Source organism: Kitasatospora sp. NPDC028961, from assembly GCF_055564815.1.
This window is the reverse complement of record NZ_JBVHVO010000008.1, coordinates 289,378-302,648: the sequence shown is the minus strand read 5'-3', so window position 1 is coordinate 302,648 and position 13,271 is coordinate 289,378. Positions and strand designations below refer to the sequence as shown.

The window sequence follows — 13,271 nt, the reverse complement described above, 5'->3', positions numbered from 1 at the left end:
AACCCCCCCCCCCCCCCCCCCCCCTCTCCGTGCGAGGCGGGGGGGGGGGGGGGGGGGGTCCTCCCCCCTCTTTTTTCTTTTCCCCCCCCCCCCCCCCCACGCCCCTTCCCGGTGAGCGAGGCCGAGGCGACGCCGGAGGTTCCGCAGCGGTCGTGGCGCCCACCAGGCCCAGTGGCCCAGCAGCTTCATGCTCGCCGGTACGAGCACCGCCCGGACCAGCGTCGTGTCCACCAGGACGGCGATGACCAGGCCGACCCCGATCATCTGCAGCAACGCGACGGAGGAGGTCAGGAACCCGCAGACCACGACCACCAGCAGCAGTGCGGCGCTGGTGACGATCCGGCCGGTCCGCTGGAGGCCGAGCGCGATCGACTCGGCGGGATCCGCGCCCCGGTCGTACGACTCCTTGATCCGGGAGAGCAGGAAGACCTCGTAGTCCATCGCCAGACCGAAGGCGATGGCCACGATCAGCACCGGAAAGTCGGCGTCCACCGCGCCGATCGGGGTGAAAGCGAGCAGGTCGTGCAGGTACCCGTCCTGGAAGACCAGCTTGATCGCACCGAAGGCCGCCGAGAGCGAGAGCAGGTTGAAGAGCACGGACTTGAGCGGCACGGTCACCGAGCCGAACGATCCGCAGCCTGACCCTGCTCCGGCTGGTCCAGGAGGGCCTGGCCAATGTGACCAGGCACGCCGGCCCCGGTGCGCGAGTGCGGCTCCGGGTGGGGATGGAGGAGCAGACCTTGTTGCTGGACCTGGAGAACGACCTGCCCCGGCCGGGCGCGGCGCCCGGAGCCGGCAGGCCCGGCCCGGACGGCACCGACTACGGGCTGCTCGGGATGCGCGAGCGGGTGGCCCTGGTCGGCGGCTCCCTCGACGCCGGCCGGACCCCAGACGGCTGGCGGCTGACCGCCCGGCTGCCCGCCGCCGCGACGTACGCGCCGGCCGGGAGCCGACCGTGATCAGCGTCCTGATCGTCGACGACCAGCAACTGGTCCGGGCCGGCGGATGCTCTGCGAATCCACCCCGGACCTCACCGTGGCCGGCGAGGCGGCCAACGGCGCGGAGGCGCTGCACCTCGCCGAACAGCTGCGGCCGGACGTCGTCCTGATGGACCTGCACATGCCCGGCATGGACGGCATCGCCGCCACCGGCCGGATCCTCCGGACCAGGCCCGCGACCCGGGTGGTGGTGCTGACCACCTTCGACGACGACCGGCTCTACCCGGCGCTGACCGCCGGCGCCTGCGGCTTCCTGGCCAAGGACGTCTCACCGGTCACGGTCCTGGACGCCGTCCGCCGCGCGGCCGCCGGCGACAGCCCGTACAGCCCCAGCGTGCTGCGCCGGGTGGTGGCCAGGGCCTCGTCGGCCTGGCAGGACCAGGGCGAACGACGGCACGGGGCAGCCCACTTCACCGACCGGGAACAGGAAGTCCTCCGCCTGGTCGCCGCAGAACTCTCCAACAACGACATCGCCGACCGGATGCACATCGGCGTCACGACGGTGAAGACCCACGTGTCGAACCTGATGACCAAGACCGGCAGCCCGAACCGCGTCCGCCTCGCGGTGCTGGCCATCCAACAGAGCCTGGCCGACACCTGACCGCGGCGTCGTTGACTGAGTTACCCAGTGCCTCTCCATCGTTCAGCGCGTGCCGACCTTGATGGGCTTGCCCTCGATCTCAAGCTGGGCCGGTTGCTCGGCCGAGAGTCGCTGATGGGCGCGGGTTACGGGCTCGTCGTCCAACGGTCGTCAAGTCGCCCGGTGGCCTGCGGCGGCTCTCTGGTCCACTCGGAGGGGTCTGGCGGACGTTCGGATCGTCCCGCCGGCCGCGCCGCTCAACGCGTCTCCTCGGCGCCGTGGCCCCTCTCCAACTCGGCGGTCGGGGAGGCGTGCCCGCCGATCGGTGCCTCGTGCACGACGACATTGCCGCCCATAGCCGCGAACACCCGTCCGTTGTCCCGTGCGACGTTGGTCTGTACCCAGGCTTTCTGCGAGGCCGGCCGCGCCGACTCGATCTCGCTGATCAGGACACGGAGCTCGGCGACGGCCTCGGGGTACTCGTCCACCAGTGACTCCAGCTCCAGCACCCACAGCGGGACCAGACCCTGCCTCGCCCGCTCGATGTTCCCAGCGCGGGTGACCAAGGCCGCGTTGCTGTCCAACTGCGCCTCGATCGCCGACTGCCGCTCCTCGCCGCGGTGCCGGAAGAGCCGCGCCACGCCGTCTCGGGCGGCTGCCCAGGAATCGGTTGCCATGGCCCCCACCACCGTCGTCCCGCCCGCCAGAATCAGTTCCTGCAGCACTGTGCCTCCGCTCCGGGCCCGCAGTGGCTCTGCCTTCAAGGACAACTGAGCCACAATCAGTCCGACGGTAGTCGATGGCACCGACTTCAGGGTCCGGAGATCGCTTCCGATGCTGAAGTCGAGGTGCGTAGAACGATGCCTGAGCCGGACCGCTGAGGAGGCGTTGGCGTGGCCGATAGCGAGGGTCAAAGGATCACCGAGGCTTATGCCCGCGACCAGGGAAGGGTCTACCAGGCAGGCCGCGACATTCATGTCTTCGAGAGCGGGGACCGGGTGATCCCCGCTCACTTGCTTCAAGAGCCGGACTCATCCCGAATGTCGTCCGAGCCGCCGGCCGGCCACGGTCTTCCGCGAGAACTCCGGCCGCTGATCGGTCGTGAGGAGATGCTTGCGGATGCCTTGGCAGTTCTCCAAGCACCCGATCCCCGTCGCGGCCGCTCAGTGCTTGTTATCGGCGGTCCCGGTATCGGCAAGAGCTCTCTGGCTCTTAGGCTGGCCCATCTGGCGGAGAGCCACTACCCGGACGGCCAGTACCACCTCGATCTGGTCCTCGCGGCCCGGGACGGATACGAGATCGACTTGGTGTCGATGCTCCTTCGGGCTCTTCGGCCGGTTGGCGACCCGCTCCCTGAGGGGCGCGGACAGCGTCGCGCACTCCTGCGCACAGCATTGGCCGACCGCAGAGTTCTCCTGTTGGTTGACGACATCGTCTCGGAGGAGGCGCTGTTGGAGGTGCTGCGGATGGACGGCCCCTTCGCGCTCGTGTGCACAAGCAGGACCAAGCTGAGTGGCCTCGCCGGGCTGGTTCACTACGTCGAACTCGGTCCTCTGCCGAGCGAGCACGGAGAGGTGTTGGTCAAGGCCGTTGCTGGGCCGTCGCGGCTGACCGACGCACAGGTGGCGAATCTCGTCCAGGCCTGTGGTGGGCATCCTCTCGCGTTGCATATCGCGGCTGCCCATCTCGCAAGGCGTCCGAAGATCGACGCAGACCGCTTCCTCCGGGACATCGCGAGCCCTGACCGCGGATTGCGTGCCCTGCAAGCAGGCCGGACCGCGATCGAGCCCGTGATCGAACGGAGCTTCGCCGAGCTGGACCCGAAGCAGGCCCACCTCCTCACGGTGCTCGGGATCCTCCCGCACATGACCATCACGGTCGACGTCGCCGCTGCGGTCGGTGGCTCCGGGGAGCAGCTCGCCGACATCCGAGTCGAAGCCGCGGTCGAACTACTCGACGAACTATTCGAGCTGAGTCTCATTGAGCAGGTCGACGAAGACCGTTACGTCTTCCACGAGATCCTGCATCGGTTCGCACGCCTCAAGTCCGCGTCGGCCACGACAGAGTCCCGTGAGGCCGCTATCCGGTGCGCTTGTCTGATGATGGCTGCCCGCGCGCAGTCGGCCACCGAATCGATCGGCTTCATCGACAGGGAGGCCTCCCTTCCGGCGCCGGGCAACGTGACGGCTTTGCAACAACTGGGCGCGGACCGGCCGGGCGCAGTCGCTCTGGTCGAACTTGCGCGGGATCACGGTATGTGGGGACCGCTCGTTGCACTCGCTGCCAACCACACTGCCGCGCTGTGGCATGGCAGCCACTGGGGAGACCTCGAACGTGTCTACCAGTGTGTCCTCGAAGCCGGCAGCCGGTCCGACAACCCTGAGTGGGCAGGCGCTGCCCTGCACAACCTCGCGATGACCTCCGCCCGTCATGGCGACAGTCAGCGTGCCGCCGACCTGTACCACCAGGCAGCCCGGACTGCCCATGACGGCGGTGACCCGCACTTGATGCACCTCGCAGAGTTGGCGATGGGTTCCATGCTCATCAATCTCGGCCGCGCCCGCGATGCCATCCCCTATCTGCGCCACGGACTGCCGTTCTGGCGCACCACCGAGTCCCACCAGCTTCTGGCTCAGGCCCTTGGCAACCTGGGTCATGCCTACCGCGTCATCGGTCAGGTGCGCCAGGCCGAGCACTACCTGCGCAACAGTCGCAACCTCATGAAGACGGGTACCGCTGCGGACCTGTGGAATCGGGGTGCCCTCGGTGCGTTGCTCCGTTCCGGTGGCCGTACGGCCGAGGCGGCGCAGCAGGCCGCTCAGGAGATCGAGCGCGCTCGCGTGGTGGGAAGCCGGGTCTGGGAAGCAAGGGCCCTGATGGCACTCGCCGAGACACCTCCGGAGGATCGCCCGGAATCCGCTCCCGTCGAGCCACTCGAGGCGGCGCTGACGATCTACCGGGACACCGGGGACGTCCAAGGCCAGGTACGGGCGCTGTACCGTCTGGGCAGTCAGGCTGCAGAGCGGGCAGAGACCGACACGGCGGCCGCGTACCTGGGTGAATGCGCGAGCTTGGCAGCAGACATCGGCGCCTACGATCACGCGTCCCAGGCGATGGCCTACCTGGCGTCCTACAACGGGAGCGCTGGGCATCTGGAGGAAGCGGAGGCCCTCTTCGCGCAAGCCCGTGACATGGCTCGCCACACCGACAATCCCGTTGTAGCGGCGCAGACACTGCAGAAGAATGCCGAGTTCGTATGGCACACAGGCCGAATCGGCCGAGCAGTGACACTGCTGACCGAGGCCCTCGGCTTGTTGGAGGGCACAGAGCACAAGCAGGCGAGGGCGCAGGCGAGGGCTGCCTTGGGGGAGGCGCTCCTGGTCTCGGGGCAGTGGCAGGAAGGCGCCCGTATGCTGGAGGAGGTCGCCTCCATCACCTCCGACGATGCCCTGCCGCTCACCAAGGCCCAAGCGGACCGTGCGCTCGCTGTCCTCTACTCGCGCCGCGGCCTCCACGCGGAAGCCACGACCATGATCACCAGGGCGCTCGACGCCTGCGACCGCGCCGGCGACGCCGAGTCTGTCCTGCGCACCAGAATGGCGCTCGCGAACGTTCACGCTCGCAACAAGAAATGGTCCGAGGCACTCAATGAGTACCGAAGGGCCGGGGAGCTCGCTGAAGCCCAACGGGATCTCCATACCCTGCTCACTGCGAGGACGCAGGCTGCCACGTGTCTCCTGTTCGGGGAGGACCCGCAGGCGGCGGTAGCCGATCTCAATCGTCTGTTGCCGTTGACACGGCAATTGGGAATGCGCTCCGCAGAGGTGGCGATCCACGTCAATGTCGGTGTGCACTGCGCCGGTTCGGGTGAACATGCCTTGGCTCTCGAACGGTTCAGCCGGGCTCGAGCCTTGATCGAGGAGCTCGACGACGCCACGTTGCTGGCTCCCTGCTTGATGAACCTGGCCCGCTCCCACACTGCGCTTGGCCAGGTGGACACGGCCCGGAGCCACGCACGCGAGGCCTTCGGCGCCCACCAGCGCATCGGAGACTGGTCAGGAGCCGGAGAAGCACTCCTTCTACTCGCCCGTCTTCACACCTATGGAGAATCGGACGCTACTGCGCCCACGCTCAACGACCTGCTCGGCACGGAGAAGCTGCTGGATCGCCGAGTGCTGGAATCCATCCGGACTCGCTCGCAGTCCGAAGGCCTGGACCTGCCTTCGCCGACCCACCACGAGTTGTCGCAGTCGGTGGTCGCTCCCGACGGGAGGTGCATCAATATCGCCTCGCCCGTCCGGCGAGGACTGGCCGACCTGGACATCACACGAATGCTCGACCGGCTCGCCAACTCCCGTCAGACATGCGAAGGGTGTGGGCTAGCGATCGACGAGACCGGGGCCGCCGAGCTTCTGTTGCTGCGTCATTCGGCGATCGATCACGTGATGGTGCGCCTCGCCCACTCACACTGCGTCGGCTCCCAGGTGATCGAGCTCAGGGGGAAGGCCCCCAAGTCACCCAGGATCACATCCGAGGTCGAGTGCATCCTGTTCGGTGGCGACAGCCCAGGCATCATTGTCGACTGCTATGGCGGATGGGGCTCCGTAGACGGTGGCCCCATGCAGGATTTGGTCCTGGACAGTCACCTCGCTGCCGGGTTCACCGATCTCCAGAGTCTTCTCGAAGGCCATGCGGACGGCGACGTGCTGGACCTCAGAACCATCCCCCAGGTTGACAACAGCGATGTGCGCGCCCGGCTGGAAGACAACCGGCTTTCTGTCACCGGACCTTCGGGCGTGTTGCTGCAGGGCATGCCACTCAACTTCTTCCCGCACTGGTACCGGGCCGCCCGTGAGGGGGCATTGATCATCGTGATGGGCCGAAACCTCCAAGGGATGGCTGCCGATGACATGTCGTACCTGCTACGGGCGATGGACTCCGGTCAGGCCATCGGCGGCATTGTGCCGTTGGCTGTGGCCCGCCCGCGCAGGAATGCGCCCTGCCCCTGCATGATGCGCACCGGGCGCAAGTTCAAGCACTGCTGTGGGAGTACCGGCGCGTGACGCACCTGCTGTGCTGAAGTGCATCGGAGTGCGGCCGGAAACGCGGCGACCAAGGCATGGCGGAGGCCCGGACCGGGACACGGTCCGGGCCTTCTGCCTGCGGACGACACGAGACCCGGGTGCGCACGGGTGAAGCTGACTCGTTTCCGAGCGGGGGCGCGTGCCGGGCCCGCCGCGCCAGGGTCACCCCTTCAGCGCCGTCAGGGTGGCTTCCAGTTGGGTGGCTTCGGTGAGGCGGGTGGGGTCGGCGGCGGATTCGGCGAAGGTTCTGGCCTCGCGGGCGGCGGTGAGGGCGCGGTCGTGGTGGCCGAGGGTGGCCAGGGCCTGGGCCTGGCCGAGGGCGGCGATGGCCTGGAGGAGGGGGACGGCGACGCGGGCGCCCACGGTGCGGGCTTCGGCGTAGGTGCGCTCGGCCTCCTGGGCGCGGCCTAGGGCGAGCAGGGCGCCGCCCTGCTGGGACAGGGCGTTGGTCCGGGTGAAGTCGCCGATGTGCGCGGCGGGTGCGGTGGCCGGGTCGGCGATCAGGGCGAGGATGGTGTCGGTGGTGGCCACCGCGTCCGCGTGGCCGCCGGTGCCGGCCTGGGCCGAGGCCAGGGCCAGCAGGGCCTGGGGGCGGCCCTCGCGGTCGCCCGCCGCCGCGAAGAGTTCGGCCGACCGCCGGGCCCGGGGGACGGCGTCGGCGGGCTCGCCCAGCCGGTTGGCGGCCGCCGCCGCGTAGAAGTGCGCCCACGCCTCCTGGGTGACGTCCCCGCCGCGGCGGGCGAGTTCGGCCGCCTGTTCCGCGATGGCGGACGATTCGCGGGGCTGGTGCGAGCAGTAGTGCACCGCCCAGGCCAGGTAGTTGGCGTGGGTGGCCGCGAGGACGTCGTCGCCCAGGGCGTGCGCCGCCGTGCGGGACAGTCCGAAGACGGTGGGCCAGTGGCCCCAGTTCGTCCAGCGGTCGGAGAACCAGTGCATGGACTCCGCGGTCCGGACGACGTCGGTGTGCCGGCCGGCCGCGGCCGCGGCGCGCAGGGCGGCCAGCCAGTTGGCGCTCTCGGCCTCCAGCCAGGCCTGCGCGGCCCGCGCCGAGCCGAAGCCGACGGGTGCCGCCGCGCGGCCGGCCGGCGGCGGTCCGGGCTGGAACCACTGCCCGGCCTCCGCCGCCGCGTCGAGCAGCCAGCGGTACAGCGCCGCCTCGGCGGCGGCGACGTCCTGCGGGGTCTCCTCCTCGTGGAGCCGCTCGCGCGCGTACAGCCGCAGCAGGTCGTGGAAGAGCAGCCGGTCGCCGGCGGTGTGCCCGAGCAGGCCGAGGTCGAGGAGTTCGTCGAGCATCTCCTCGACCGCGTCCGGACGCAGACCGGTGAGGGCGGCGCCGGCGCCGGTGTCGAAGTCCGCTCCCGGGACGAGCGCGAGCCGGCGGAAGAGGCGCCGCACCGGCTCGGCCAGCTGCTCGTAGGAGAGCCGGAACGCCGAGCGGATGCGCAGGTCCCCGGCGGTCAGGCGGCGCAGCCGGAGGTCCTCGTCCCCGAGCCGTTCGGCGAGGCCGTCGGCGCTCCAGGCGGGCCGGCTGAGCAGCCGGTTCCCGGCGATGCGCAGCGCCAGCGGGAGGTGCCCGCACAGCTCCGCGATCCGCGCCAGCGCCGCCGGGGCGGACCCGCCCGCCGGCTCGTCCTCGCGCTGGGCGAGGATCGCGCCGAGCAGCGCGGTGGCGGCGCCGACGGGCAGCGGCGCCAGGACGAGCCGCCGGGCGTGTTCGATCCCGGCGAGCGTGCGGCGGCTGGTCACCCAGAGCCGGCCCGCGCCCGGGCCGGGCAGCAGCGCGCGGACCTGGGCCTCGTGGGCGGCGTTGTCCAGGACGACGAGGGCCTCCCGCTCCCGCATCAGCCGGCGGTAGAGCCCGCGGCGCTCGTCGGTCTCGCCCGGCAGGTCGCGTTCGCGGACGCCCAGCGCCCGCAGCAGGCGGCCCAGGGCGTCGTGCGGGGTGACCGGCTCGGCGTCCAGGCCGCGCAGGTCGACGAAGAAGCAGCCGTCGGCGAACCGGTCGGCCAGCCGCGCCCCGGCGTGCACGACGAGTGCGGTCTTGCCCAGTCCGGGCGCGCCGGAGACGATCGAGACCGGTGGACCGGCCGGGGCGCCGACGGTCCGGGCGAGCCAGTCGGTCTCGGTCTCGCGGCCGGTGAAGTCGGGTACCGCGGGCGGCAGGTCGCAGAGCCCGGTGGCCTCGGTGGCCGGGTGCCGTCGCCGGCCGGCGCGGGCCGCGCCCAGCAGCGTCCCGGTGGCGGCCGGGGCGAGCCCCAGGGCGGTGGCGAGGGCCTGGACGGTGCGGGCCTGGGGGCCGCGGCTGTGGCCGCGCTCCATGTCGCCGATGGCGCGGGCGCTGACGCCCGAACCCTCCGCCAGTTCCTCCAGGGTCAGCCCGGCGGCGTGGCGGTGCGCGCGCAGCAGCGGTCCCAGGGCCGGAACGTCCGGCTGGCTCATCTGACCCCCCGATAGGTGAGGGATCATCGTACCGGCCCACGGCTCTGACCTGCGACGACCCGGTTTCCGGCCGGTGGGGCGCACCCCCGGGTGCCCTGCGGCGCACCCCCGAGTGTCCCGCGGCGCGCCCCGCCCCCGGGCCCCGGGCCGCCGCCGGCCGAGCGGCGGTCCCGGGGCCCCGGCGGCGCCGGTGGCGTCACCCGGCGGCGGCTCCGGCGCCCTCCGGCAGGAACCCCGCCACCCGGGTGCCCAGCCCGCGCTCGCGTGCCTGCCGGTGGACCAGGCCCGCCAGGGCGAGGTCGAGCGCGCCGAGCCCGAACGGCGAGAAGACGGTGACGCCGTCCTCGGTGCGCCGGTAGGGCTCGTCGGCGCGGAGCACGGCGCCGAGCGAGGTGGAGATGAAGTCCCGGTTGCCGACCAGCTCCTCGGCCAGGTGCAGGGACGTCCGCTCCCGGCAGACGTGGTCGGCGTCGTCCACCACGTTGACCGCGCCCAGGATGCTCTCGGCGGTCAGGTCGCGCAGGGACACGTGCAGCACCAGGGTGCCCGGCTGGCAGGCCTCGGTGGTCAGGTGCGGGGTCCCGGCGGTGGTGGCCAGGCAGACCAGCCGGTGGGCGGCCATCGCGTCCTCGGCCGTCTCGGCGACGGCCGTCTTGAGCCCGGGCCAGCGGGCCTCGCAGCGGGCGGCGAAGGCCTCCGCGCGGGACCGGTCGAGGTCGAACACGGTGACGGTGCCGAGGTCCGGCAGGACGGCCCGGAGGTAGTTCAGGATCTCGAAGCCGATCACGCCGCAGCCGATCAGGGTGGCTCCGGTCTCGGGGGTCTCCGAGGTGAGGACGGACGCGGCGAGGGCGGCGCTGGCCGCCGTCCGCCGGGCCGAGATCAGCGAGCCCTCCAGCAGGGCCTCCGGGTGCCCGGTGGCCATGGAGTTGAGGATCACCGCGGCGGAGGCGCGCTCCCGACCGGCGGCGGTGTTGCCGGGGAAGGAGGAGATCCATTTGATGCCCGCCACCGGGACGTCCTCGCCGAGGTAGGCGGGCAGTCCGATGATCCGGTTGCGCGGGTCGTCGGGAAAGCGGAGGAACACCGAGTGCGGCAGGGCCGTGCGGCCCCGGTCGTGCAGGACGTAGGCGCGGCGGACGGCCGCGACGACCTCGCTCTCGGCACCGTCGAGGACCTGCCGGACCTCCCCTGCTCCGAGGATCAGCATGGTGCCACCTTCATCGCGTACTCCTTCTCCTTCCACAGATGGGACACGTCGCCGAAGTGGCGGGCGACCCATTCGTCGTTGTAGATCGTGTCGAGGTACCGCTCGCCGCGGTCGGGCAGGACGACCGCGCAGCGCGAGCCGGCGGGGATGCGGTCGGCCATCAGGTCGATCGCCGCCACCAGCGCGCCGGACGAGCCGCCGGCCAGGATGGCCTCGCGACCGGCGAGCCGGCGGCAGCCGACCACGCATTCGAGGTCGGTCACGTGGACGACCTCGTCGGCGAGGCCGTCGCGGTAGAGCGCGGGCCGGACGGCCGCGCCGTGGCCGGGGATCAGCCGGGAGGTCGGGACGCCGCCGAAGATGGCGCTGCCCCTGGCGTCCACCGCGACCACGGTCACCGGCAGGCGCAGTTCGCGGACCTGCTCCGCGCAGCCGCGCAGGGTGCCGCAGGAACTGGTCGCGCAGAACAGGTAGTCGATCCCGCCGGGGACGGCGTCCAGGATCTCGCGCATCGTCCGCCGGTGCGCCTGGGGGTTCAGCGGGTTGGCGTACTGGTTGGGCCAGTAGGCGCCGGGGATGCGGGCGGTCAGCTCGCTGATCCGGCGGATCCGGACCGGCAGGTACTCGCCGGTCACCGGGTCGGTCTCCTGGACCACCTCCACCTCGGCGCCGAGCGCCCGCATGATGGCGATGTTCTGGCGGTTGGTGCGCGGGTCCACCACGCAGATGAACCGGAGCCCGTAGTAGGAGCAGACCTGGGCGAGTCCGATCCCGAGGTTGCCGGAGCTGGATTCGACGACCACGGAGCGGCCGGGCACCAGCGCGCCGGTGCGGATCCGTTCGCGGAGCATCTCCAGCGCCGACCGGTCCTTCATGCTGCCGCCGGGGTTGAACGCCTCCAGCTTGGCGTAGGTGGTGAAGTGTCGGCCCGGGGCGAGCTTGGCGAGTTCGACCAGCGGGGTGCCGCCGATCGTGCCGAGGACGCCGGCCGGCCGGTCGTCAGGTGCCGGCATGATGACCTCGCCCCGTCGGATCGGGGCGCGGCCCGAGCATGGTGCGGAACACGCTAGTTCCTCCTGTCAGCACTGGATCGAGGGGTGGTCCGGCCGTCGCCGCCGGGGCCGGGGGTGTGGCCGCGGGGGAGCGCGGGGACCGGGGGAGCGGCCGGGGCGAGGGCCGCCGGCGGAGCGGTACGGCGGCGGGGGTGGCGCCGCCGGGTCACGGGTTCGCCGGGCCGGGCACGGTGCGCACCGTGCGGGCGACCGAGGCGGCGACGGCGAGCAGGACCATCCAGCCCGCCAGGGCCACCGCGGCGGTCCGCGCGCCGGCCGAGTCGAGCAGCAGGCCGCCGAGCAGCGAGCCGATCGGCAGGGCCCCGTTGGACAGCGTGCTCATCGCCGCGAGCACCCGGCCGCGCAGCCGGTCGGGGGTGATGCCCAGCTGGTAGCTGCCGAGCGCCACGTTCCACAGCGGCCCGACGAACCACATCGCCGCGTAGGCGGCGGCGAGCGTGAACGGGTCGCGGCTGACGGCGATCACCACCATCAGCACGGCCCAGGCCCAGTTCGCCGCGATCACCAGGGCGCTGAGGCCCAGGCGGCGGGCGAACCAGGGGGCGGCCAGCGAGCCGGCGAGCCCGCCGGCGCCGGCGACCCCGACCATCAGGCCGACCCCGGCCGAGGACGCGCCGACGTCGGTGGCCAGCACGATGGCGACCAGGAGCAGCGCCCGGAACATCAGGTTGCTGCCGGCCACCAGCAGGGTGGTGGTGCGCAGGAAGGGGTGCTTCCAGAGCCACCCCAGGCCCTCCCGGACCTGCTCGCGCATGGTGCCGGTGCCGGCGGACCGCTCGGCCTCGAACTCCTTGCGGATGAACAGCAGGCCGGTCAGCGAGACCAGGTAGGTCAGCGCGTCGGCGACGAACGGCACGGCCCGGCCGAGCCCGAACAGGATGCCGCCGAGCGGCGTGCCGAGCATCACGGCGCCCCGCCCGCGCGCCTCGTTGCGGGACAGCGCCAGCGACAGCTGGCCCGGTGCCACGACGTTGGGGACGGCCGCGTGCGCGGCGAGGCCGTGGAAGACGGTGAGCGCGCCCTCGGTGAACCCCACCACCAGCACCAGCGGGAGGCTGAGCAGGTCGAGCGCCGCCGCGCCGGCGATGACCGCCGCGCCGAGCGCGCGCAGCGCGTCGCACCAGATCATCAGCCGCCGGCGCGGCCAGCGGTCCACCAGGGCGCCGGCCGGCAGCTGGAGCAGCAGGGCGGGCAGCAGCGCGACGAAGCCGGCGAGCCCGGCGTCGAACGGCGAGCCGGTGAGGGCGAGGACCAGCAGCGGGTAGGCGATGGTGGTCGCGGTCGAGCCGAGCAGGGAGACGGCCGAGCCGCCCCACAGCAGCAGGAAGTCGCGGTTGCGGTGCAGCGGGACCACGGCTTCCGTCCCGGCCGCGTCCGCCGGGCCGGGTGGATCGGCCGCGTCCGCCGGAGCGGGTGGATCGGGCGGGTCCGGCGGCCGGGTCTGCTCGTCCGCCGGAGCCCGCGTGTCGGGGCTGGTCATCTGTCACACACCTCGCGGGGCCGGACCGGCCGCTAGCCGGCCGCCCGCTCCATCTGGCGGCGCAGACTGAGCGGCCGCATGTCGGTCCAGACCGTGCCGATGTGGGTCAGGCAGTCGGCCCTGGTGCCCTCGGTGCCCTCCGCGTACCAGCCGAGCGGGAGGTCCCGGTCGGCGGGCCAGACGGAGTACTGCTCCTCGTCGTTGAGGACGACGCGGTAGGTGCGGTCGTCGGTGTCTTCCTCGGCCACGACGGGCCTCCCTCGGGTGAACTGCCGCGTCACGCACCTCACGTGACCGGTGGCGGCGCCAGCGAGCCTGCCGCACCGGCCCGGTCCGGCTGCAGAGAAGGAGGCGCAGTCACCGCGACGCCAAGCCTGCCGCCGTGACTGCCGGTTGTTCTCTCCGGG

Annotated in this window: 10 protein-coding genes; 3 read left to right on the top strand and 7 right to left on the bottom strand. The window is 72.0% G+C overall.

What is annotated here, in order from left to right; all coding sequences use genetic code 11:
- The coding region (locus ACZ4UX_RS18065) for an MMPL family transporter (protein ID WP_465707377.1) at nt 1-618 on the bottom strand (618 nt) is incomplete at its 3' end.
- Nucleotides 619-677: 59 nt separating this feature from the next.
- Between ACZ4UX_RS18065 and ACZ4UX_RS18060 the strand changes: the two genes are divergently transcribed.
- Nucleotides 678-959 carry an ATP-binding protein gene (locus tag ACZ4UX_RS18060; protein WP_465707376.1) on the top strand — a complete coding sequence of 94 codons (282 nt, stop codon included), beginning with the start codon at nt 678-680 and terminating at the stop codon, nt 957-959.
- A 46-nt stretch (nt 960-1,005) separates the two neighbouring features.
- Nucleotides 1,006-1,599 (top strand): response regulator, encoded by a 594-nt coding sequence (locus ACZ4UX_RS18055; protein ID WP_465707375.1) that lies wholly within the window; start codon nt 1,006-1,008, stop codon nt 1,597-1,599.
- 236 nt (nt 1,600-1,835) lie between these two features.
- On the opposite strand, the gene ACZ4UX_RS18050 is transcribed toward ACZ4UX_RS18055, so the two are convergent.
- Nucleotides 1,836-2,255, bottom strand: coding sequence for a hypothetical protein (locus tag ACZ4UX_RS18050; RefSeq protein WP_465707374.1), 420 nt, complete (start codon nt 2,253-2,255; stop codon nt 1,836-1,838).
- A gap of 216 nt (nt 2,256-2,471) precedes the next feature.
- Between ACZ4UX_RS18050 and ACZ4UX_RS18045 the strand changes: the two genes are divergently transcribed.
- Nucleotides 2,472-6,641, top strand: a complete 4,170-nt coding sequence (locus ACZ4UX_RS18045) for a tetratricopeptide repeat protein (RefSeq protein WP_465707373.1) — start codon at nt 2,472-2,474, stop codon at nt 6,639-6,641.
- Between the two features lie 183 nt (nt 6,642-6,824).
- On the opposite strand, the gene ACZ4UX_RS18040 is transcribed toward ACZ4UX_RS18045, so the two are convergent.
- From ACZ4UX_RS18040 to ACZ4UX_RS18020, 5 genes are all read right to left on the bottom strand, one after another.
- Complete coding sequence (locus tag ACZ4UX_RS18040) at nt 6,825-9,101, bottom strand: ATP-binding protein (RefSeq protein ID WP_465707372.1); 2,277 nt, start codon at nt 9,099-9,101, stop codon at nt 6,825-6,827.
- A gap of 196 nt (nt 9,102-9,297) precedes the next feature.
- Nucleotides 9,298-10,311: a 2,3-diaminopropionate biosynthesis protein SbnB gene (gene sbnB, locus ACZ4UX_RS18035; RefSeq protein ID WP_465707371.1), complete on the bottom strand. Its 1,014-nt coding sequence runs from the start codon at nt 10,309-10,311 to the stop codon at nt 9,298-9,300.
- Nucleotides 10,305-11,324: a 2,3-diaminopropionate biosynthesis protein SbnA gene (gene sbnA / locus ACZ4UX_RS18030; protein WP_329486327.1), complete on the bottom strand. Its 1,020-nt coding sequence runs from the start codon at nt 11,322-11,324 to the stop codon at nt 10,305-10,307. The genes sbnB and sbnA overlap by 7 nt, the downstream gene beginning before the upstream one ends.
- A 205-nt stretch (nt 11,325-11,529) precedes the next feature.
- The gene (locus tag ACZ4UX_RS18025) at nt 11,530-12,864 is read right to left on the bottom strand and encodes an MFS transporter (RefSeq protein ID WP_465707370.1); all 1,335 of its coding nucleotides are present in this window, start codon (nt 12,862-12,864) and stop codon (nt 11,530-11,532) included.
- Nucleotides 12,865-12,896: 32 nt separating this feature from the next.
- The gene (locus ACZ4UX_RS18020) at nt 12,897-13,112 is read right to left on the bottom strand and encodes an MbtH family protein (protein ID WP_329486323.1); all 216 of its coding nucleotides are present in this window, start codon (nt 13,110-13,112) and stop codon (nt 12,897-12,899) included.
- Nucleotides 13,113-13,271: the final 159 nt, after the last annotated feature.

Excerpts from the sequence above, each read along its gene's own strand:
- ACZ4UX_RS18055 (WP_465707375.1), top strand. The coding sequence starts at position 1,006 with ATGCTCTGCGAATCCACCCCGGACCTCACCGTGGCCGGCGAGGCGGCC.
- ACZ4UX_RS18050 (WP_465707374.1), bottom strand. The coding sequence starts at position 2,255 with ATGGCAACCGATTCCTGGGCAGCCGCCCGAGACGGCGTGGCGCGGCTC.
- ACZ4UX_RS18040 (WP_465707372.1), bottom strand. The coding sequence starts at position 9,101 with ATGAGCCAGCCGGACGTTCCGGCCCTGGGACCGCTGCTGCGCGCGCAC.
- sbnB (WP_465707371.1), bottom strand. The coding sequence starts at position 10,311 with ATGCTGATCCTCGGAGCAGGGGAGGTCCGGCAGGTCCTCGACGGTGCC.
- sbnA (WP_329486327.1), bottom strand. The coding sequence starts at position 11,324 with ATGCCGGCACCTGACGACCGGCCGGCCGGCGTCCTCGGCACGATCGGC.
- ACZ4UX_RS18025 (WP_465707370.1), bottom strand. The coding sequence starts at position 12,864 with ATGACCAGCCCCGACACGCGGGCTCCGGCGGACGAGCAGACCCGGCCG.